The organism is Asticcacaulis sp. W401b, assembly GCF_046503825.1.
GTDB lineage: Bacteria > Pseudomonadota > Alphaproteobacteria > Caulobacterales > Caulobacteraceae > Asticcacaulis.
Genome location: NZ_JBKFEE010000019.1, coordinates 1 through 20,635, shown reverse-complemented (window position 1 = coordinate 20,635; position 20,635 = coordinate 1). Strand labels below are relative to the sequence as shown.

Genomic DNA, 20,635 nt, shown 5'->3' with positions numbered 1-20,635 from the left:
TGTTCACAGCCGATTTGCCCTAAGACTCAAGGTCTAATCATATAACGGAACCGTCAGTGTCCGATACAGGGGGACACGGCGCATCGAGGTGAGTTGCCGACTATGTCTAACGACGCCGTCAAACACGATTATCACATTATCAACCCCAGCCCGTGGCCGCTGCTCGGTTCGCTGTTCTCCGTGGTCATGTTCATCGGTCTGGTGATCTGGATGAAGGGCCTGTTCGGCATCGAAAAGACCCCGGTGGTCTTCGGTATCGGTCTGCTGGGTGTGCTTTACGTGATGTGGGGCTGGTGGGCCGATGTGATCAAGGAATCGCGCGCCGGTGACCATACGCCAGTTGTGCAGATCGGCCTGCGTTATGGCATGATCATGTTCATCGCCTCGGAAGTGATGTTCTTCGTGGCGTGGTTCTGGGTCTTCTTCGAAATGGCCCTGTTCCACGAACACCGCGCGGGTGTGGCCTCGGCCATCGAGGAGGTCCGCACGGCGTGGGCCTCGACGGGCAGCACCGATCCGAATGGCTGGATGCCGGCGGGCGTTGAGGCTGTTTCGGCCTGGCAATTGCCGCTGCTCAACACGCTTCTCCTGCTCCTGTCGGGCACGACCGTCACCTGGGCGCACCACGCGCTTCAGGAAGGCGACCGCAATGGCGCCAAGTGGGGCCTGTTCCTGACTGTGGTGCTGGGTGCCATCTTCACCAGCGTGCAGGCCTTTGAATACTATCACATTGTCCACCATCACCTGTTCTTCAACGAAGAAGCCGCTAATGCCGGTCTTTACGGTTCGGCCTTCTTCATGGCCACGGGCTTCCATGGCTTCCACGTGCTGATCGGCACCATCTTCCTGCTGATCTGTCTGATCCGCCTCATGCGCGGTGGCTTCACGCCGCAAAAGCACTTCGGTTTCGAAGCGGCTGCCTGGTACTGGCACTTCGTTGACGTGGTGTGGCTGTTCCTGTTCGCCTTCATCTACGTCATCTTCGGAGCGTAAGCATGGCCGGTCCCGATAGCCGCGAGGTCAATTTCCTCGCGGCGGCGCGGGGCCGCTGCCCCGTCTGCGGTCAGGGCAAGCTCTTTAAGGGCTTCCTCAAGGTCGCGCCGGAATGCAGCCAGTGTCACACGGATTTTCAGGCGGCGGATACCGGAGACGGTCCCGTCGTCTTTGTCATTCTGATCGCCGGCTTTATCGTCTGTTTCGGCTTTATGATCACGGCCTTAAGCCATGACTGGCCCCTGTGGCTGCATATGATCATCTGGCTGCCTATGGCGCTTTTCCTCAGTCTGGGGCTTATGCCGCCGCTCAAGGGGCTGATGGTGGCATCGCAACTCAAAAACCGCGTCAGTGACAAGGATCGCTTTAAATGAAGCGTCTGCCTGTCGGTTTGACCCTGGCCGTGGTCGTGGCCCTGCTGATCCTGCTGGGGCTCGGCACCTGGCAGATGCAGCGCCTGCACTGGAAAGAGCAGTTGCTGGCCGATCTGGCGCGCACGCGGGCCATCGCGCCGGTGGCGCTCGACAGCCTCCTGTCTCAGCCCGGTGATCACGTCTGGCGGCAGGTGACGCTCGAGTGTCGCAGCGACTCGCGGGATTTCGTCTATATGCACGGCGTGTCGGACGGCGTGGCCGGGTTCCACGTCCTGACTACTTGCACAACGGGGCAGGAGGGGGGGCAGGGGGTGATCCTCGCCGATCTGGGCTTTACGGCGCAAAAACCGTTGGCCGGTGCGGTCGCTACGACCACCCTGACCGGGCGGCTGCGGCGCTTTGAAACGCCCAATGCTTTTGTGCCTCCGAACGATCCCAAGGCCGACGACTGGTACACGCGCTCGGTGCCCGACCTGTCGAAGCGCTGGAACGTCACGTTACGATCGGACTATTTTGTAGCCGCGACCCAGCCCGTGGCACCCGGCCTGACGCCGGTCGATGCGGCGGCCAACCTGTCCAATCGCCATCTGGAATACGCGCTCACCTGGTATGGGCTGGCGGCGGCGCTGATCGGTGTCTATATAGCGCTCCTGTATTCGCGCCGAAGGGCCGAAATGCGTAAAGGCAGATCATGAGTTTCACCCCTCTTGGCGTGGGTAACGCCTCAGTCGCCACCCTGAGCAACGGCCTGCGGGTGGTTCACGACCCCATCCCCGGCCTGCACACCTTCGCCCTGACGGCCATCATCCACGGCGGGGCGCGCTACGAAGCGCCGCATCAGTCGGGCTGGGCCCACCTCAGCGAGCATATGGTGTTCAAGGGGGCAGGCGGGCGCAGCGCGCGCGAACTGGCCGAGGTGATCGAACATCGCGGGGGCACCATCAATGCCTCAACCGGCTATGAGCACACCCGCTTTGAGGTGCGCGGCATGGCCGAACTGCTGCCGCTGGCGGTCGAGGTGGTCGGCGACCTGATGTTCCGCCCGGCGCTAGAGGCCGAGGAGCTGGAGCGCGAAAAGAAGGTCATCGAGCAGGAAATTTCCGAAGCGTTTGACACGCCCGACGACCACGTCTTCGACCTGCTGCAAGAGGCCTGCTTCGGCGATCATAGTCTGGCGCGCCCCATTTTGGGGACACCGCAAAGTTTGGCTCCGGCGCGGCCGGAGACGCTGCGTGCCTATATCGAAGGCCTGTATAATCCAGCGGATATCGTGCTGTGTGTGTCGGGCGGCGTCGAAGCCGTAGGCGTACTGGACGCGGTCGAGGCCCATATGAACGTGCCGGCCCGTCCCGCGCGCGAGGCCGACACAGCGGCGCGCTTTGTGCCGCGCCACATCCGCCATGTGCGCAAGGTCGAACAGACGCACCTGACGCTGGCTTTTGAAGGCGTCAACCGCTTTGACGACGACCTGTTTGCGCTCAAGCTGTTCGGCGAAATTCTGGGCGGTGGCATGGCCTCGCGCCTGTTTCAGGAAGCGCGCGAGGACCGCGGTCTGGCCTATTCCATCGACGCCTGGACGACGCAGTTCCGCGATACGGGAATGCTGGGCATCTATGCCGGCTGCGCGCCGAAGGATGCGGCGGACCTCAGCGAACTGATCGTCAGTGTCATGCGCGGCCTGATCAACAAACCGCTGGAGTCCGAGTTGGAGCGCGCCAAAGCGCAATACACCACCTCGCTCTATCTGAACGACGAAAACGCCGCGCAACGCGCCAATACATTGGGCGGGCAGGTCCTGACCTATGACCGCGCCTTTACGCTCAAGGAACAGGTGGCGCGGCTTGAGGCGGTGACGCTGAACGATCTGCGCCGCGTCGGGGAGCGCACACTGCAAGCCGGTGTGGCGACCGCTATTCTGGGGCCAGCGTTGAAAAGTGATCCGCAGACACGCTTGGAGGCTGTTCTGGCTTAACCCCAGCGGAATGATTTCTAGAGCGAAATGACTTTAGGTGGAAGCGCCATGTCGCTCTAAATTTTTGTTTTGTCGCGATGTTTTTGCGGAAAACCGCTTACACTTTTCCGCACATCGCTCTAATCATTCCGCTCAAGCCGCCATTGAGGCGGCGGCCAAGGTGGCAAAGCCACCGCCCGGCGAGGGGCCAAACAAAAAAATCTGGATCATTATGATTAATGATCCAAAAACGCCTTGCGGGCGGCGACGCCCGTATCGGCGAAGTCGGTAAACAGGCCGTCTATGCCCAAGGCGAACAGTTGCTTGAACTCGGCCTGCGCATCGCCCTTATAGGCGGCGGGCAGGCGGTCATTGCGCAGCGTCCAGGTGTGAACCTTCAGCCCCGCGTTGTGCGCGGCGTCGATCAGGGCGCGATTTTCGACGATGAAGCAGTCGGCCTCGCTGGTCTTTTCTGTCACCGGCCCCGTGGCCACGGCCTTGAGCAGGTAACGCTTCCACGGCGCAATAACATCGGCATAGGTACGCACCTCGGCCAGACCTTCGGGGGTCAGCATGTCGGTATAGACGCCTTTGCGTCCGGCGGCGGCCCAGTCGAAGGGCACCGACGGCCCAACGTCACCCGTGGCGAAATTGACGTCCCCGCCATCGACCAGTTGCACACGCGGCAGAGGCGACAGGGCCTTCAGGCGCTTCAGACTGTCTGCCTCGAAGGATTGCAGGAAGACGGCCGAGTCGGCCTTGTTCATATCGCCTCTGGTCAAGGCCTCAATCAGGCGTTCTTCCAGCGCCAGACCGGCGGCGCGATGCAGTGTCGGATGCTTGGTTTCGATATACAAACCCACGCTCTTGCCCGTCGTCTTGAAGTGATTTCGCACCAGACCGATCACCTCTTCCAGCGTCGGCACCTCGAAGCGGCCATTATAGCTCTGGTCGCGGTTGGCAAAGGCCTGACGCGCGCGCAGGGTCTTGATTTCGGCCAGAGTAAAGTCGCTGGCGAAGAAGTCGCTGATGCTCACCCCGTCCACGGTAAGGGTCCGCTTGCGGGCCGCAAATTCCGGGCGTTGCGCCACGTCGGTCGTACCGGACAGCATGGGTTCGTGACGGCAGATCAGCACACCGTCCTTGGTCGCCACCACGTCGGGCTCGATATAGTCGGCGCCCATATGGATGGCGAGATTATAGGCTTCGAGCGTGTGTTCGGGGCGATAGCCGCTGGCGCCGCGGTGGGCGATGATCAGGGGCATCTTGTGCTCCGTCGGCTTGGTGGCGGCCAGAGACGGCCTGAGCCCGATGGCACCGCCCAGAATGGCCCCGGTGCCGGCGATGGCTCCGAAGGTGAAACGGCGGCGGGCGGTATCGACGGGCAGGGGCATGGCACACTCATCCGGAAAGGGTGATAATGTCCATAGAGCGTGTCGATGACAGGGCTGTGAAAGTCTGGCCTGTGAACCTATCGAGCGTCGTCAGGCCCGCCCGGCATTGAGGCTGAGGTGCTCCGGCAAAATACCCAGACTTTTGAGTGCCCTGTTCCATAAACCTGCAGCATCGTGTGAAAACAGAATATCCGCGTTGGATGGCGCGATCAGCCACGCATTGTCGCGAATTTCGGCTTCTAACTGGCCCGGTCCCCAACCGGCATAGCCCAGCGCAATCAGGGCCCGCGACGGACCGGCCCCGCGCGCCAGATCGACCAGAATATCGCGCGACACGGTCAAACCGATGCCGTCGCGAAGTTCCAGCGCTTCCGGGTCGATATCGAGCGGCAGGGTCACCTCATCAATAAAGTAGTCGAGGCTGTGCAGCACAAAGCCACGCTCATTCTGCACCGGGCCGCCATTATAGATGGGGGTGGCGACGTGGCGGTTATCGGTGATGTCGATGCCCAGTTCCTCCATCATGCGTGGGAAGGTCAGGCCACCTATGGGCTGCGTCAGCACAATCCCCATCGCCGATTCCGCGTCGTGCTGACACATATAGATGACGCTGTGGTCGAAATTGGGATCGTCCAGGCTCGGCATAGCCACCAGCAGTCGCCCTTGGAGGGAGGTGGTCTCAACGGAAGCTGTTGGGTCTGAGGAGACAGGGCCGGTTTTGCGCATGCCGCAAAGATGGGCATGGAAGCAGTCTCTGGCAAGAAAAAAGCGTATAAAGACGGCGCGTGCGCTCTGGTCTGTAGGCTGACACAGGCCTATAAGCAGCGGGCCATTCAACGGAGATTTACCCATGACGATTCAACCCGGTGACACGCTGCCCGAAGTGAAATTCTCTTCCCCGGCCGAAGATGGCCTGAAGCCGCTGACCACCTCCGAAGTGTTTGCCGGTAAACGTGCCGTGCTGTTTGCCGTGCCGGGCGCCTTCACCCCGACCTGCTCGGCACGCCACCTGCCGGGCTTCCGCGATCAGGCGAAAGCCTTCAAATTCAAGAATATCGACGTGGTGGCCTGTACCAGCGTCAATGATGGATTCGTGATGAAGGCCTGGGCCAAGGATCAGGGCATTGCTGACGAAGTGCTGATGCTGGGCGACGGCAATGGCGAATTTGCCGAAAAGGTTGGTCTGGTCCTCGACGCCGAAGGCTTCGGCATGGGCAAGCGCTCGCAACGCTACGCCATGATCGTCAATGACGGCGTGGTCGAAAAGCTGTTCGTCGAAGCGCCGGGCGAGTTCAAGGTCTCGTCGGCGGACTATGTGCTGGAACAGCTCTAAAACCCATTGGTTTTAAGGCCTTGGGGCCGCAGGCCCCAAACCCCCTAGCTGGGAATAAACTGAAAGGCCGGAGTGTACGAACTCCGGCCTTTCCTTTTGCGCTAAGTGATGGGGTGCGGGGTCTGCGACCCCGCGTCTTAAAAACGATCATCTTCCAATGCGAACAGGGCCTCCGATCCGGCCTTCATCTTTTGCAGATGCGCTTCGGCTTCGGGCAGGATGCGTTCCAGGAAAACGCGCCCGACCTTCAGCTTATCGGCATAGAAGGGATCGGTCGAGCCCGCGTCGATGGCGGCTTGCGCGGCGGCCGCCTGTTGAGCCCAGCTATAGGCCAACGCGGTTAGACCAAACAGGCACAGATAGTCGAGCGAACCCGCGGCGGCGGCGTCCGGATTGCCCATGCCGTTTTGCATCAGCCACAGGGTGCCGTCCATCAGACGCGCCTTGGTGTCCTTCAGGCCCTTGACGAAGGTCGCGGCGCTGCCCGCTTCGTGGTCGGCGACATAGGCGTCGATTTCGGCGAAATAGGCCATCACGGCGCGCCCGCCCTTGGACGGCAGCTTGCGACCAACGAGGTCGAGCGCCTGCACGCCATTGGTGCCTTCGTAGATGAGCGTGATGCGGATATCGCGCATATATTGCGAGGCCGGGAAGTGTTCGGTGAAGCCCGAACCGCCGTGCACCTGCATCGAGTCCTGCGTAACCTTTAGACCCTTTTCGGTGAGATAGGCCTTTACAACCGGTGTCAACAGGCTGAGGAAATCATTGGCCTTTTCCCGCGTCGCCTCGTCTTCGGCATGTTTGGCCAGATCGGCCTGAAGCGCGACCCAGGTGAGGAAACCGCGGCCGCCTTCGAGCAGGGCGCGGCTTTCGAGCAGCATACGGCGCACATCGGGGTGGACGAGGATAGAGTCGGCGGGCTTGCCCGGCGATTTGGGGCCGGTGAGGGCCCGCCCTTGCAAGCGATCCTTGGCGAATTCGACGGCGGCGACGTGGCTGGCGTGACCGATGGCGAGGCCCTGAAGGCCGACGCCGAGGCGGGCATTGTTCATCATGTAGAACATGATCTTCAGCCCTTCGTGAGCGTTGCCGAGCAGCCAGCCTTTGGCGTCTTCATAGATCATGACGCAGGTGGAATTGCCGTGAATGCCCATCTTGTGCTCAAGACCGGCGCAGTGAAGGCTGTTGCGCTCACCCGGATTTCCGTTCGCATCCGGGATGAATTTGGGCACGAGGAACAGCGAAATACCCTTGACGCCTGCCGGGGCGCCTTCGATGCGCGCCAGAACGAGGTGGCAGATATTGCTCGTAAAGTCGTGCTCACCCGCCGAAATCCAGATCTTCTGACCCGTAATCTTGTAGGTGCCGTCGCTGTCCGGCACCGCCTTGCTGCGCAGCAGGCCAAGGTCCGTGCCGCAATGTGGCTCGGTCAGGTTCATCGTCCCCGACCATTCGCCGGCAATCAGCTTGGGAAGATACAGCGCCTTCAACTCGTCCGTGCCGCCGACACTGAGTGCCGCCACCGCGCCGTCGGTCAGGCCGGGATACATGGCAAACGCAGAGGACGCGCCGGTAAGCATTTCCGAATAGGCCGTAGCCACGACGTGCGGCAGGCCCTGACCGCCGTATTCGGGATCACCGCCCAGAGCGGGCCACCCGGCCTCAACCATCTGGAGATAGGCTTCCTTATAGCCCTTGGGCGCGGTGACGCTGTGGTCGGCGTGCAGGACGCAGCCCTCCTTGTCGCCTGGCGCGTTCAGCGGCGCGACCACCTCTTCGGTGAACTTCGCGCCTTCTTCCAGAATGGCCTGAACGACATCGGGTGAAGCGTCCTGAAACCCTTTCAGGTTGGAATACTGGGCGATGTTCAGCACGTCGTTGAGCAGGAACTGATAGTCGCGCACGGGGGCCTTATACGGCATGGAGGTGCTCCTTGGCGTTATGGTGAGCTTTATTTCGGTGTCTTAAATATCGGCGTCAGTGCCATGATTATCAGGCGCTTTTGCGGTCATCTTCAGCGTGGGCAGCCTGCGCCGCTTCGTGCTTGGCGATCTCGCCTTCCATCCACGCGCAGCCTTCGACCATGTCCTTGATGGCCTGATCAATGTCTTCGCGCTGGCGCTTCAGGTTCTCAATCTGGTCGTGATACTTGGCGACGGTGGCGCGCATCTGCTTCACGCCGCGGTCTTCGCGGTTATACAGATCGAGCACTTCGTGGATTTCGATCAGCGAAAAGCCCATGCGCTTGCCGCGCAGGATGATCTTCAGACGCGCCCGGTCGCGCGCCGAATAGATGCGCGTCTGACCCTTGCGTTCCGGGCTGATGAGGCCCTTGTCCTCATAGAAGCGCAAGGCGCGGGCGGTGACGCCGAACTCCTTGGAAAGCTGGCGAATAGTGTAGGTACGCATGTCCATGGTGACCCCCTGTATAAGGTCGTTATAATTGACGTTTACGTAAACGTACATCTAACTTGCCCCAAACGTCAAGGGGGCGCTTTTCACATCTTCGTGCCATACGAAAAGGCCCCGGTTCGCGGTGGAACCGGGGCCTTTGTGCTGACGATAATAAGCTTTAATTTAGCTTGAACACACGGGCCTTAATGGCCGTGCCGCTGGTGTCGCCTAACGCACCAGAATTATCGACCCAACTGGCGATGAAGCCGTTGGTCTTTAGCGGGGACAGTACCATACTCGTCTGATTGCCGGTCACATAGACATTGACCAGCAGTTCGCTGCCGAACTTCGTGCCGCTGGCGTCGAAAGCCTGTGCCTTGATCGCCCAGCCGTCTGTGTCGCCAAGCGTTCCGCTGTTATCACCCCAGGCGGCTATGAACTGTCCGTTCGGAAGGGTGATCACATAGGGGGCCACCTGACGCCCGGTGGTGTTGGTTGCCAGCGTAAACGCTGTGCCGACGCGGTTACCCGAGGCATCAAAAATTTGCCCATAGGCTTCGTCCGTTGTGCTACCTGAATTGCCTTCCGACCACACGATGACGAAGGCCCCGTTTGCCAGAGCGCTGACGCTTCCCGGTGATTGCAGAAAGCCAGGAGACTCCTTGACTACAAATTCGCCACCGACCTTCTGGCCCGCAGCGTTAAAAATCTGGGCTCTGAGCTTGTTGACGACGTTTGTGCCCGCCGAGCCATTGTAGTCCAGCCAGGTGATGACGAACCCGCCATTGCTAAGAGGCGCGGCGTATGACTGGCTTTGTTGACCTGCGGTCGAGGTGTTGACGATAAAGGCGGGTGTGAGTTCATCGGCATCGGCCGAATAAAGTTGCGCCCTGACCGACAGGGAATCGCCGTCGCCGCCGACCGCTGTTGAGGCATTAAATTCCGTCCACGTCGCCAGCAACCGTCCATCGCTCAAACGTACTAATTTTGGCTGCCCCTGCGTGCCATTGTTGCCGTAGGAAATGCCATTCTGAATGCTGTAGGTCAGCGGGGGCGCGACCGCATCCCCAAGCGCGGCGCCGGAGGCGGAGAATTCGCGGGCAAAAATGGGTCCTGACGTAATGGCCGTCTGGTTAGTGGTGTTTAGATGTCCGTTGGACACATAGAGCAAGCCGAATCCGCCGCCATTTAGCGCGGACAGAGACGGTTGCACATGACGGTAAGACGATGAGCTTTGTCGTGTGCCGGTCGAGGCAATAATCTCACTGCCCGATTTCGCGCCGTCGGATGTGAGGATTTGCGCCCGGATTTCAGCCAGTGCGATGCCACCAATCGTGCCCTGACTGCTCACCCATCCGGCGACCACATTGCCATTATCAAGCGTGGTCAGAGTGATCGCGTTTTGATCATTGTCGGTTGCCGTATTGACCAGTATCTCACTGCCGCCGACATAGGCCGTCGGCGCCGCCGAAGAGGACGACGAAGATCCGGTCCCGCCCACGGAAGAGGCACCACTACCGCCTCCTCCGCCACCACCGCCACAGGCGGCAAGAGCAGCGATGAGAAACGGCGTCAGAACGGCGCCCAGACGAAATCCGGGATGACGTGCGGCGAAGGGTTGAACAGGTGGCATGATAACTTCCCCCGATGGACTGATACGCATCTTAAACGTGAAATATGTCAACTTTGCAATAGTAAGTATTAGCGGGGTATCCCGTATTCCACGGGTTTCATTTGACGCCCGCCATCCCGCGCTTTAAAGCCACAGCTCTGTTTTTATTTGCCCCGAAAGGTGTTTTTCCACGTGTCTTCCGAACTGACCCTCCTCGCGCAACAGGGCCGTGCCTGGCCCTTCGAGCAAGCCCGCGCCCTGATTGCGCGCGTGCTGAAAGTGCGTCTGAAGGATCAGGCGGACTCGATACGGGCCCAGGAGCTGATTACGGCGGGCAAGGCCGATGAGGCGCTGAAGACCTTTGAGGCGTTGAACCGTCCGGTGATCTTTGAAACGGGCTACGGGCCTTCGGGCCTGCCGCACATCGGTACCTTCGGCGAAGTGGCGCGCACCACCATGGTGCGTCAGGCCTTTACGGCCCTGACCGGTGGTTACTGGGCGTCGCGCCTCATCTCGTTTTCCGACGATATGGATGGCCTGCGCAAGGTGCCGGACGGCATCCCCAACCCGGATATCCTGCGCGAAGACCTGTATAAGCCCCTGACCGTGGTGCGTGACCCGTTCGGGACGCACGATTCGTTCGGCGCGCACAATAATGCGCGTCTGCGGGCCTTCCTCGACTCGTTTGGCTTCGATTATGAGTTCAAGTCGGCCACGGATGCCTACACGTCGGGTGAGTTTGACGCCACGCTTCTGAGGGCGTTGGAGCGTTTCGACGACATCCAGAAGATCATGCTGCCGACCCTGGGGCCGGATCGTCGCGCCACCTATTCGCCGTTTCTGCCCATTTCCCCAGTCACCGGCCACGTGCTTCAGGTGCCAACGTTGGAGCGCAATGTCTCAAAGGGCACGATCGTCTTTGAGGAAAACGGCGAAAAGTTCGAGGTGCCGGTCACGGGCGGCCACGTCAAGATGCAGTGGAAGCCCGACTGGGCCATGCGCTGGGCGGCTTTGGGCGTCGATTACGAAATGGCCGGCAAGGACCTGATCGACTCGGTCAAGGTGTCGTCGCAGGTGTGCAAGGTGCTGGGCGGTACGCCGCCGGAAGGCTTCAACTACGAACTCTTCCTCGATGAGCAGGGCCAGAAGATATCGAAGTCGAAGGGCAACGGCCTGACCATGGAAGACTGGCTGCGCTATGGCGCGCCGGAATCGCTGGCCTATTACATGTTCCAGTCGCCGAAATCGGCCAAGAAGCTCTATTTCGACGTCATTCCGCGCGCCACGGACGAATTCTTCCAGCAGCTCGACGCCTTCCCCAAGCAGGAAGAGGCCAAGCAGATCGAAAATCCGGTCTGGTTCGTCCTGCGCGGCGAAACGGGTGCGAAGTCGCCGCCGGTGACCTTCGGCCTGATGCTCAACCTCGTTTCGGCGGCCAATGCCTCGGACAAGGAGACGCTGTGGGGCTTCCTGCGTGCCTACATTCCGGGAGCGACGCCGGAAAGTGAGCCGGTGCTCGACCGTCTGGCCGGCTACGCGCTCAACTATTTCGAGGACTTCGTCAAACCGTCCAAGACCTTCCGCCTGCCCGACGCCAAGGAAAAGGCGGCGTTGATCGACCTGCGTGACCGTCTGGCGGCGCTCGACCCCGAAACGCGCGATGCCGAGGCCATCCAGAATATCGTCTTCGAAGTCGGAAAGGCACATGAATTTGAGCCTTTGCGCGCGTGGTTTCAGGCGCTTTATGAGGTGCTGCTGGGGCAATCCCAGGGCCCGCGCTTCGGTTCTTTCGTGGCCATATTCGGCATCGAACGCACGCTGGACCTGCTTGATCAGGGCATTAAGGGCGAACTGGTATAAAAGGCAGCCTCTTTGGCAACGAAGAGGCTTTCCTTTTGTCTTATGCGTGTCAATCTCCCTGCTGTAACCAAAGGGAGGTGTTCATGCGTGCGTGGCTTATCGGTGCGGCGTTGGCGGTTTTTCCCTCTCTTGCGGGGGCGCACAGCCTGCCCGGTCCCTCAGCTATTGATGCCGAGGTGCACCGGGTCCTGAAAGACACCGGGGCCAAAGGGCTGGCCATCGCGGTCATCGACGACGGCAAGGTCGGCTATGTGCAGGCCTATGGCGTGCGCAACGCCAAGGGTGAGCCCCTGACGACGCAAACCGTTATGTACGGCGCCTCGCTGACCAAGGCGGTGTTCGCCTATTCGGTCATGCAGCAGGTCGATCAGGGGCGTTTGACGCTGGATACGCCTCTAGCGGATATGCTGCCTCAGCCTTTGCCGAGCTATGCGTCGCCCGACATCATCAATCGCTATAGCGACTGGTCGGCGCTGGATGAGCGCTGGCGCAAGCTGACGCCGCGTAATGTGCTGACCCATTCGAGCGGCTTTGCCAACTTCCATTTTCTGGAACCGGATGAAAAGCTGACATTCCATTTCGATCCGGGGGCGCGTTACGCCTATTCGGGGGATGGTCTGCTGACGCTGCAATTTGCCATGGAAACGGGACTGGGCCTCAGTCTGGGGGATGAAACCGACCGTATCTTCAAAGGCTTGGGGATGGTGCGTACCAGCCTGATCTGGCGGCCGGACTTTGCGGGCAATCTGGCCGATGGCTGGAACGACAAGGGGGAGGGTGAGCCGCACGATGAGCGGTCAAAGGTGCGGGTGTCCGGATCTATGGATACGACGATTGCCGATTTTGCGCGTTTTGCGGCGGCCTTTGTACGCGGTGAGGGGCTGAGCGCGGCGTCGCGGGCGGACATCACCAAACGGCAGTTGAAGATCACGACGCTCACGCAGTTTCCACCCTTTCAGCCCGAATTACCGGCGGATCAGCAGCGGGCCGACCTCTATGCGGGGCTGGGCGTGGTGGTGTTTGACGGACCGCAGGGGCCCGGCTTTTACAAGGGCGGGCATAATGACATCACGGCCAATACGTGGGTTTGCATTGAAAAATCAAAGCGCTGTGTGGTTATCCTGTCGAACGATGTACGCGCGGAAGCCGGCTTTGCGGCGCTGGTAAGGTTCGTTTTGGGAGAGACAGGCGTGCCCTATGAGTGGGAGTATGGGGATCACGCGGGGACGTCGTGACGGGGAGGGTTTCGGGGTTTGGGGCCTATGGCCCCAAGCCTTTTCCTTCCCATAAAAATCGCCCACAAGGGGCGGTTTTTTATGGGAATAAGAAGATGTGGGGTCACGGACTCCACACCCCGAAACATCCCATCACTGACTGGCCCACACAATCCGCGCCATCCACGTCACCTGCGATCGCTCCAGCACCCGGTTGGAAAAGTCCGGATTGAGCGAACGCAGCTCAACCTGCTTTTCGGTCAGTCGCACCAGCTCCTTGGCCATGACTTCACCCTCCGCCGTCTTCACCACCACCCGGTCGCCCCGGCGCAGGTTTTGACGCAGCGGATCGACGATGATACGGTCGCCGTCGCGGTAGAGCGGCAGCATGGAATCGCCTGAAATCTCAAGTGCATAGAGCCCTTCGCCCGCCGGGAGGCCGATCTCGTCCCAGCCCTGTCCAACCGGAAACCCCGCATCGTCAAACAGGCCGTCATTGCCCGCCTGCGCAAACCCGATCAAAGGCACACCCTTCGGCACCGGACGCGGTTCGGTCAAAGCGGCAAAATCGGAAAAGCTCTGGCCCGTCGCCTCCAGCAGCTTGGCCAGACTCTCGGTCGAAGGCCAGCGCGGCCGCGGCGGGTCTTCGGTCGATTGCCGCTTCGACTTGTTAAACGCCGTGGGATCAAGACCGGCCAGCCGCGCCAGTCCCGACGGCGACGTGCCGAGATTCAGCGCCAGGCGGTCTATGGCGTTCCAGATTTGCGCGTGCGACAGGGACATGCCGGCTTTCCCGTGAGATGGAAGGAAAATAAATCCGCCTACAGGAAAATCAACTTAATTTATGAATATTGTCCTATTTCCTGCACCATGTGGCCAGCGCGCCCCACAGTATCACCCCCAGCACGCCCACAGTGGAGACCGTCAGCGCCATTACCAGTGTCATCGGCCTGATCCTCCCGTCACTCAGGGCCAGCAAGGGCAGCATCACCGAAAGCCATTGACAGCCCCCGCGATCACTGGCCACGGATGTGGGGATTTCCAGCTAAGGGTAATCAGCACACCCAGAAAAAAGCCGTTCGCGATCAAAGCGCTGATGACATAGCCATGGACACTGCCCCACAGCGCCAGCAGCGGCAGACAGCTCAAGAGACCGGCGATCCACACACGCTGACGCCCGTCATCGCGGAACACGCCGTCGATTCGCTGACGGATTGCGCGCCGTAGCCCCTGTGGGCGTCTTGTTTCTACCGGCAACGGGCTCCCCCCCGAAACACCAGAACAGGTCGGGAAGAGTAGAAACATCTATAGATTGTGGCAAGCCCGATTTAGCAAATCAAAAAGTGAGCCTGAAGTGTGGCGATGGGCTGTTCGCGCAGTTCCTGCCACGCCCAGGCCTCAACATTGGCGATGGTACGGCCGACGCGGTTGATGCGCGCGCGGGCATAGGTGTCAATGGGCTTGCCGGAGCGCAGATACTGCACGCTGACATTGACCGGTTTGGGGATCTGATCGAACGTTTCAAACACCGACAACTGCGCCGTGGCGGTCAGTTCTAGAAACGCCCCGATCGTGCCGCCGTGCAGGGCCGGCAGCAGCGGGTTACCGATCAGGTGCGGCGCGAACGGCAGGATGGTCGTCAGTTCATTGCCCGCCATCTCCATACGCAGGTTGAGAAACTGCGCGAAAGGGATGCGACTGAATAACTCTTCCGGGCCGCTGATCATCATGTCGGCAATCATGCGTGGGCCTCGCGGTTTTTGAGGCAGGGGTGCGAGATGATAAAGGCCGCCTGCGCCGCGGCGACCGGGTCGCTCAGGGTGTCGTCATAGGCGAAGCCGCGCACGAAGCCGACGCTGCGGGTCAGCTTATAGCATTTGGCGAGGATAAACAGATCGCGGTTGGGCTGGGCCGGGCGCATATAGTCGATTCGCAAATCCATGGTGGCTATGGGTTTGTATTCATTCAGTTCATCCCAAACCGCCATGCCGCAGGCGTGGTCAAGCAGTGCCGTTACGGCACCGCCCGCGATGACCCCCGTTTCCGGATCACCGACCAGGGGCTGAGCGTAGGGCAGGCGCAGCCGGATGCCGTCTTCGCTGCGTCCGGCATAGCGGGCGCCCAGCGCCTTCATATAGGGGATATTGTCCACCAGAAGGTCGAAACCTTCACGAAAAGGCGCAATTGGCATTACTTCGCCTCTCTATGTTTTATTATTCAATGGGTTGCTGGAAAGTTCTGATGCGACTTGCCACCTATAAATACGCCACAAAATAGTCTTATTATCTGAGGCAAAGGCCTTTTTGGTTACATTGTGACGCATTTTGACCTTCACGTCAAAACGATTGCGCGCCTCACAGGCGATAGTTTGCACTTGCAAATTCGTTGAAACGGTTTCTTTACAGGAGAAACCTTTGTTTCCGTTGCCCAGAGAGTACCCATGACCCCGTCCGATCTTGAAACCGTGCCCGCCGACCGTTCGGCTCTGGTGCTGTTTTCCGGCGGGCAGGATTCGACCGCCTGCCTCGCCTGGGCCCTGACCCATTTCGAACGCGTGGAAACCATCGGCTTCGACTATGGCCAGCGCCACGCCATTGAAATGACGACGCGCGCCCGCGTTCTGCAACGCTTTCCCGAGGTGTTTGAACCGGCGCGCACGCGACTGGGCGACGATCATGTCGTTGATCTCAAAGGCTTCGGGCGCGTGGCGGAATCGTCGCTGACGCGCGAACAGGAAATCCGCATGGGTGAACGCGGCCTGCCCAACTCCTTCGTGCCGGGACGCAATCTGGTCTTTTTCGTCTATGCGGCCGCCGTGGCGGACCGTCGGGGGATAGATCATCTGGTCGGCGGCATGTGCGAAACCGATTTCTCCGGCTATCCCGACTGCCGCAAGGATACGCTGGAAGCTATGCAAACCGTGCTCAATCTTGGCATCGAGCGGCCCTATATCATCGACACGCCGCTGATGTTCCTGACCAAGGCCGAAACCTGGGCGCTGACGCATCAACTGGGTGGCGAGGCGCTGGTCGATCTGGTGCTCGAAGACACCCACACCTGCTACATGGGTGAGCGCGGTGAGCGCCATGAATGGGGATATGGCTGCGGCACCTGCCCGGCGTGCGAACTGAGGGCACGCGGTTTCGAGCAGTGGCGTAACGGTTGATGGTCTATAGTTTCAGAGAGATATTCCTGACTCTTCAGGGCGAGGGCGGGCAGGCGGGCCGCGTGGCGGTGTTTGCGCGCTTTGCTGGCTGCAACCTGTGGAGCGGGCGCGAACAGGACCGCGCGACGGCCGCCTGCACCTTCTGCGACACCGATTTTGTCGGCACGGACGGCGAGGGCGGTGGCAAGTTCGACACTCCCGAAGCCGTGGCGGCAGCGCTGGATGCCCATTGGGGTCAGATTGACCCGGCGCACAAATCGGTCGTTTTCACCGGCGGCGAACCGTTGCTGCAACTGGATGCGCCGCTCATTGCTGCGGTCAAGGCCGCGGGCTATTTCATCGCCGTGGAATCAAACGGCACGCTGCGCGCCCCCGAAGGGATCGACTGGCTATGCATCTCGCCCAAGGGCGAAAACCGCCTGCATCAGACCTCCGGGCAGGAGTTGAAACTGGTCTGGCCGCAGGACCGCGTCGATCCGGCGGAATTTGCCGCCATGGACTTTGAGCGCTTCTATTTGCAACCGAAGGACCCGCTGGATCAGGACCCGGCGACGCGCGCTGCCCATACGCAGGCCGTGATCGACTATTGTCTGGCCCACCCGCAATGGCGCATGAGCGTGCAGACGCACAAGGTCGTGGGGATCAGGTAGATTTACCGCGGCGCGCCCGGCGGCGGCGCGGCCGCTTTTTGACCATCGACAGCAGCAGGCCTTCGCGCAGACCGCGATCGGCGACGCGCAGACGGTCACACGGCCACAGGCTTTGCACGGCCTCCAGAATGGCGGCTCCGGCCAGCACCAGATCGGCGCGATCCTTGCCGATACAGGGCTCCTGCTCGCGCCCCCTTTGCCCCAGCCCCAGCAGACGGTCGATAACCGCGCGGCACTGATCATGCGTCATCCACAGGCCATCGACCTTGGAGCGGTCATAACGCTCAAGCTTCAGGTGCATCCCGGCCAGAGAGGTAATGGCCCCCGACGTGCCGACAATATAGGCCTGCTGCGCATCGAAATGGGGGCGCAAAGGCTCAGGCGCCTTGAAGTCGATCAGGGATTGACGCACGTCCTCGACCATCTGCGCGAACCACGCCTGCTTGTCGCCGTCGGGCGGCTCCGGGAAGCGTTCGGCCAGATTCACCACGCCTTTGGGAATGGAAATCCAGTATTGTGGCCGCGGCGGCTTTCCGCGCGCGGTCAGACCCTGCGGGGCGTTTGCGCCAGTCGTTTCTGCCTCTTCGCCCAGCGGCAGCCATGAAATCTCGGTCGAACCGCCGCCGACATCCATCACAATGGCGGCCCTGGCGTCGCCTTCCAGCAAGGAGGCGCAGCCGACCACCGACAGGCGCGCTTCTTCTTCCGGCGTGATAATGGTCAGTTTGAGACCGGTTTCCTTTTCAACGCGGCGGATGAAGTCGGGACCGTTTTGCGCGATACGGCAGGCCTGCGTGGCGACGGCGCGCGTGCGTACCACCGGCCGCCGCCCGATCTTTTCGGCGCACAGCTTAAGCGCTGCCAATGCACGCTCCATGGCGCGATCCGACAGGTTTCCGGTCTGGCTGAGGCCTTCGCCCAGCCGCACTATGCGCGAAAAAGCCTCAACGATGCGGAACTGACCATTGTGCCAGGCGGCGATCATCAGACGGCAATTATTGGTGCCAAGATCAAGCGCCGCATAGAGCGGCGATGCGTCCGTCGTCACCGGACGCTGAGGCGGCCTGTCTTTTTGCGGCTGGGCTTGCGCGGGCGAGGCGACCGGCACCGACTTAACGGTCTGGGCCGCGCGGTGGCCGCTGCCTTTGCGGGCGCGGCGCGGTCCCCGCCTGCGGGGCGGACCGCTTTTTGAGGGAGCCTCACTCATGGTGGCTCATACCCCGCTTTATCAGTATGTGGGACGCAGGGGCCTTTGGCCGCGTCAAGTTACCCTCAACCTAGAACGCATTTTCCTCCGTGCAAAGCGCTTTTGTGTTAATTTCGTCACGGCGCGGACGGGTAATTCTGCAACGACCCACGCGCCGCATGAATTGACGGCGTTTCCGACAACCAAAGGGGGAAGGGGGAAGGCGCAGGTTCCGAGTCGCGCTACACCAGACGGGTGGACAATACCGCAACCGAGGGGAGGCGCTGATGATGACCGATTCTGTCTCTGGTTCCGTTACCGGTGCCTATGCCGCCGGTCAGGGGGATCGTGCGGCGCGTTTCGGCATCGGTGAACTGGTCCGCCACGTCCTGTTCGACTTTCGCGGCGTGGTCTTCGATATTGATCCACAGTTTTCCGATACAGAAGAATGGCTTCTGGCCATCCCCGAAGCGGTGCGCCCGGAAAAGGATCAGCCCTTTTATCACCTGCTCGCGGAAAATGGCGACATCTGCTACGTCGCCTATGCGTCCGAGGGTAATCTCTGCCCGGACGACACGGGTATGCCGCTGCGCCACCCGCAGGCCGAACTGATCTTCGAGCGTTTCGAAAATGGCCGCTATCTGCTGAAATCGCGTCTGGCCAATTAAGCGGCTCTGATCCGCGGGGCGTCATCCCCAATCCTGTAAGGGACTGCCGTAATTTTGCCGTGCTGCAATCGTTTCGTCGTGGATAAGGCGGCAGGGTCCGCGCGCGGCTGAAATCGCGTTCAGCCCGCATTCATGATGGTTTCTTTATGATGGCGAATTAAACTGACATAAAAAAAGCTCACCAATTCTGGAAGAATTGGTGAGCCCGCTGGGACTCGAACCCAGGACCCTCTGATTAAAAGTCAGATGCTCTAGCCGGCTGAGCTACGGGCTCACTTGATAAATACGCAAGTAAATCAAAGACTTGTGGGAAAAAATTATTCCGAATACGGATTAATTTCTGTGTCCCTTGTGTCCCTTTTGTGTCCCCTATTTTGCCGCTGATGCGAAAAAATTATCCTTTAATATACAAGACATTAGAAGATTGGGGGACAAGCCGAAAAAACGTCTTTTTGCTTGCTTGTGTCCCTTTACAGAGGGGGTAGCGCCAAGTCAACCGAGATTCTGATCTCTCATTCCCTTCTTCGCCAAGGAGTTTGGGATAACTCTATGCATCTACTGCGGGGGAGGACGCATGACATCAGGTCAGATGTTCTACCTTGTAAGCGGGCGCATACATCTCATCTTCCAGAATATGCGCCTATGCAATATTCTTGAAGGCAAAACGCACGCCCTTCCTCATCTTTATCGTAAAGAGAGAAGGGGCCTAAAAACCGTGCATTGCATAACACCATCGCCAATTGCTCGAGCGTCCACCACATCTCGACTTCCCAAAGCCAGCCTTAGTGGTTATCAATGCGCTAGTAGGCCATGAAGGCTGGTTTCTAAGGGGGGTGTCGGATGAAAATCATAGGCGTTGTGTTCGCGACTACGTTCCTTCTTGCATCACCTGCTCCAGTGTCATCGAAGCCGTTCAATTTAACAAAAGCGACATCTGGGTATCTCTACTTTAATAAGCCAGGTGCGACTATGGCTCAGCACGATGGTGAATTGAAGAATTGCATCTACAACTGGGCAGGCGGTATTAACCCAGAACCAGATCCCTTCTCTGGGCCCGCTGGAACCGGCATACTCGGCGCAGCCATCAATCAAACTATGGTGACCAACTGGGAAGCGGCTCGAAAGAGTATCAATGTAGAGCACTGCATGATCGCCAAAGGATGGCGTCTTGTACGATTAGTTCCGGAAGAGGGGGGCAAGCTGGCCCGTCTACCCCAAAAGGACCTCGCTGCCGTGTTAGCGCCTGACATATCCGCGGGACAGCCTAGGGGCGAAATTGTTCGTTTTTGGAGAAACGAGGAGATTTACCAGAGTACAGTTATTGCTCGGAGTCCAGAGAATGCCGAACGTTATCTCTTAAGCGCTGCGGCAATGTCTCCAGATAACCCCATGATTGTAGGCATCACAAGTATTGATCCGGTTGTGCGCAAACGGGCAAGTGAGGCTCGAAGTAAACTTTCAGCCGTGCTAGGGCGAACGAAAAAGCTGAGCGACGTCACCCCCCCAGGCCCTGGCCAAGCGCTATTTATATACAGTATCCGGACCAAGAAGAAACAAAAGTCATCCATTACCTGGTTAGAGCGTGCGGATTTAGAGGACCCGATGAGCGTGAACGTACTAGGCCGTAGACTCATAACGCTCTGATCCAGATGCGAGAGGCTACGATCTTGACGGCGCCTAGGAAGTTGAGGGGATTTTTGTCATATCGCGTGGCAATTCCCCGGAACTGCTTGAGCTTATTGAAGAAGCGTTCGACCAGATTTCTTTGCCTATAGACCCAGCCACTGAAGGCAAAACCGTCCTTTCGATTGCTCTTGGCCGGGATATTGGCCCAGGCCTT

General features: G+C 59.8%; 21 protein-coding genes, 1 tRNA gene and 1 pseudogene. 11 read left to right on the top strand and 12 right to left on the bottom strand.

All coding sequences use genetic code 11. The features are described 5' to 3' along the window. The first annotated feature begins 102 nt into the window (after nt 1-102). From ACK8OE_RS19020 to ACK8OE_RS19005, 4 genes are read left to right on the top strand one after another with little or no spacing between them, the layout of a single operon-like run. A complete protein-coding gene (locus ACK8OE_RS19020; protein WP_290792890.1) occupies nt 103-993 on the top strand; it encodes a cytochrome c oxidase subunit 3 in 891 nt (296 codons plus the stop codon). Between the two features lie 2 nt (nt 994-995). Beyond that, nucleotides 996-1,367: a DUF983 domain-containing protein gene (locus tag ACK8OE_RS19015; protein ID WP_410273904.1), complete on the top strand. Its 372-nt coding sequence runs from the start codon at nt 996-998 to the stop codon at nt 1,365-1,367. After that, nucleotides 1,364-2,062, top strand: coding sequence for an SURF1 family protein (locus ACK8OE_RS19010; RefSeq protein ID WP_410273903.1), 699 nt, complete (start codon nt 1,364-1,366; stop codon nt 2,060-2,062). Before ACK8OE_RS19015 ends, ACK8OE_RS19010 begins: the two co-directional genes overlap by 4 nt. Continuing rightward, the gene (locus ACK8OE_RS19005) at nt 2,059-3,339 is read left to right on the top strand and encodes a M16 family metallopeptidase (protein WP_410273902.1); all 1,281 of its coding nucleotides are present in this window, start codon (nt 2,059-2,061) and stop codon (nt 3,337-3,339) included. The genes ACK8OE_RS19010 and ACK8OE_RS19005 overlap by 4 nt, the downstream gene beginning before the upstream one ends. A gap of 215 nt (nt 3,340-3,554) precedes the next feature. Here ACK8OE_RS19005 and ACK8OE_RS19000 read toward each other — a convergent pair whose 3' ends face one another. Together ACK8OE_RS19000 and ACK8OE_RS18995 are read right to left on the bottom strand one after the other, a co-directional pair. After that, nucleotides 3,555-4,712, bottom strand: coding sequence for a glycerophosphodiester phosphodiesterase (locus tag ACK8OE_RS19000; protein ID WP_410273901.1), 1,158 nt, complete (start codon nt 4,710-4,712; stop codon nt 3,555-3,557). Between the two features lie 90 nt (nt 4,713-4,802). Next, nucleotides 4,803-5,357 (bottom strand): YqgE/AlgH family protein, encoded by a 555-nt coding sequence (locus tag ACK8OE_RS18995; protein ID WP_290792884.1) that lies wholly within the window; start codon nt 5,355-5,357, stop codon nt 4,803-4,805. A gap of 205 nt (nt 5,358-5,562) precedes the next feature. Here ACK8OE_RS18995 and ACK8OE_RS18990 point away from each other — a divergent pair, with 205 nt between their 5' ends. Then, nucleotides 5,563-6,045: a peroxiredoxin gene (locus tag ACK8OE_RS18990; protein ID WP_410273900.1), complete on the top strand. Its 483-nt coding sequence runs from the start codon at nt 5,563-5,565 to the stop codon at nt 6,043-6,045. 137 nt (nt 6,046-6,182) lie between these two features. Here ACK8OE_RS18990 and ACK8OE_RS18985 read toward each other — a convergent pair whose 3' ends face one another. The 3 genes from ACK8OE_RS18985 to ACK8OE_RS18975 all read right to left on the bottom strand — a co-directional run bounded on the left by ACK8OE_RS18985 (nt 6,183) and on the right by ACK8OE_RS18975 (nt 10,072). Then, nucleotides 6,183-7,967 (bottom strand): acyl-CoA dehydrogenase C-terminal domain-containing protein, encoded by a 1,785-nt coding sequence (locus tag ACK8OE_RS18985; protein ID WP_410273899.1) that lies wholly within the window; start codon nt 7,965-7,967, stop codon nt 6,183-6,185. Nucleotides 7,968-8,037: 70 nt separating this feature from the next. Beyond that, on the bottom strand, nt 8,038-8,460 hold the full coding sequence (locus tag ACK8OE_RS18980; protein WP_232037173.1) for a MerR family transcriptional regulator: 423 nt from the start codon (nt 8,458-8,460) through the stop codon (nt 8,038-8,040). A 157-nt stretch (nt 8,461-8,617) separates the two neighbouring features. Beyond that, nucleotides 8,618-10,072 carry a hypothetical protein gene (locus ACK8OE_RS18975; protein ID WP_410273898.1) on the bottom strand — a complete coding sequence of 485 codons (1,455 nt, stop codon included), beginning with the start codon at nt 10,070-10,072 and terminating at the stop codon, nt 8,618-8,620. A gap of 171 nt (nt 10,073-10,243) precedes the next feature. On the opposite strand from ACK8OE_RS18975, the gene ACK8OE_RS18970 reads away from it, so the two are divergent. Both ACK8OE_RS18970 and ACK8OE_RS18965 read left to right on the top strand, forming a co-directional pair. Then, nucleotides 10,244-11,911, top strand: coding sequence for a lysine--tRNA ligase (locus ACK8OE_RS18970; RefSeq protein ID WP_410273897.1), 1,668 nt, complete (start codon nt 10,244-10,246; stop codon nt 11,909-11,911). A gap of 83 nt (nt 11,912-11,994) precedes the next feature. Further along, nucleotides 11,995-13,146: a serine hydrolase domain-containing protein gene (locus ACK8OE_RS18965; RefSeq protein WP_410273896.1), complete on the top strand. Its 1,152-nt coding sequence runs from the start codon at nt 11,995-11,997 to the stop codon at nt 13,144-13,146. A 132-nt stretch (nt 13,147-13,278) separates the two neighbouring features. On the opposite strand, the gene ACK8OE_RS18960 is transcribed toward ACK8OE_RS18965, so the two are convergent. The 4 genes from ACK8OE_RS18960 to ACK8OE_RS18945 all read right to left on the bottom strand — a co-directional run bounded on the left by ACK8OE_RS18960 (nt 13,279) and on the right by ACK8OE_RS18945 (nt 15,316). Continuing rightward, nucleotides 13,279-13,908 carry a helix-turn-helix transcriptional regulator gene (locus ACK8OE_RS18960; protein WP_410273895.1) on the bottom strand — a complete coding sequence of 210 codons (630 nt, stop codon included), beginning with the start codon at nt 13,906-13,908 and terminating at the stop codon, nt 13,279-13,281. A 204-nt stretch (nt 13,909-14,112) separates the two neighbouring features. Continuing rightward, nucleotides 14,113-14,319 carry a hypothetical protein gene (locus ACK8OE_RS18955; RefSeq protein WP_410273894.1) on the bottom strand — a complete coding sequence of 69 codons (207 nt, stop codon included), beginning with the start codon at nt 14,317-14,319 and terminating at the stop codon, nt 14,113-14,115. Nucleotides 14,320-14,453: 134 nt separating this feature from the next. Next, nucleotides 14,454-14,867: a PaaI family thioesterase gene (locus ACK8OE_RS18950; protein WP_410273893.1), complete on the bottom strand. Its 414-nt coding sequence runs from the start codon at nt 14,865-14,867 to the stop codon at nt 14,454-14,456. Further along, nucleotides 14,864-15,316 carry a PaaI family thioesterase gene (locus ACK8OE_RS18945; RefSeq protein WP_290792845.1) on the bottom strand — a complete coding sequence of 151 codons (453 nt, stop codon included), beginning with the start codon at nt 15,314-15,316 and terminating at the stop codon, nt 14,864-14,866. The genes ACK8OE_RS18950 and ACK8OE_RS18945 overlap by 4 nt, the downstream gene beginning before the upstream one ends. A gap of 249 nt (nt 15,317-15,565) precedes the next feature. Here ACK8OE_RS18945 and queC point away from each other — a divergent pair, with 249 nt between their 5' ends. Together queC and queE are read left to right on the top strand one after the other, a co-directional pair. After that, entirely contained in the window at nt 15,566-16,291 is a 726-nt protein-coding gene (gene queC / locus ACK8OE_RS18940) for a 7-cyano-7-deazaguanine synthase QueC (protein WP_290792842.1), read from the top strand. Then, the gene (queE, locus tag ACK8OE_RS18935; RefSeq protein WP_410273892.1) at nt 16,291-16,941 is read left to right on the top strand and encodes a 7-carboxy-7-deazaguanine synthase; all 651 of its coding nucleotides are present in this window, start codon (nt 16,291-16,293) and stop codon (nt 16,939-16,941) included. Before queC ends, queE begins: the two co-directional genes overlap by 1 nt. On the opposite strand, the gene ACK8OE_RS18930 is transcribed toward queE, so the two are convergent. Continuing rightward, nucleotides 16,934-18,148 (bottom strand): Ppx/GppA phosphatase family protein, encoded by a 1,215-nt coding sequence (locus tag ACK8OE_RS18930; RefSeq protein WP_410273891.1) that lies wholly within the window; start codon nt 18,146-18,148, stop codon nt 16,934-16,936. The two genes, queE and ACK8OE_RS18930, sit on opposite strands and share 8 nt — an antisense overlap. Nucleotides 18,149-18,414: 266 nt before the next feature. Here ACK8OE_RS18930 and hspQ point away from each other — a divergent pair, with 266 nt between their 5' ends. After that, on the top strand, nt 18,415-18,795 hold the full coding sequence (hspQ, locus tag ACK8OE_RS18925; RefSeq protein ID WP_410273890.1) for a heat shock protein HspQ: 381 nt from the start codon (nt 18,415-18,417) through the stop codon (nt 18,793-18,795). Between the two features lie 197 nt (nt 18,796-18,992). Here the strand turns inward: hspQ and ACK8OE_RS18920 are convergent. Then, a tRNA-Lys gene (locus ACK8OE_RS18920) sits at nt 18,993-19,069 on the bottom strand. A gap of 695 nt (nt 19,070-19,764) precedes the next feature. On the opposite strand from ACK8OE_RS18920, the gene ACK8OE_RS18915 reads away from it, so the two are divergent. Beyond that, the gene (locus tag ACK8OE_RS18915) at nt 19,765-20,439 is read left to right on the top strand and encodes a hypothetical protein (RefSeq protein ID WP_410273889.1); all 675 of its coding nucleotides are present in this window, start codon (nt 19,765-19,767) and stop codon (nt 20,437-20,439) included. Here the strand turns inward: ACK8OE_RS18915 and ACK8OE_RS18910 are convergent. Continuing rightward, nucleotides 20,426-20,635 (bottom strand): annotated as a pseudogene (locus ACK8OE_RS18910) (IS5/IS1182 family transposase); the annotation flags it as partial. The gene ACK8OE_RS18915 and the pseudogene ACK8OE_RS18910 sit on opposite strands and share 14 nt — an antisense overlap.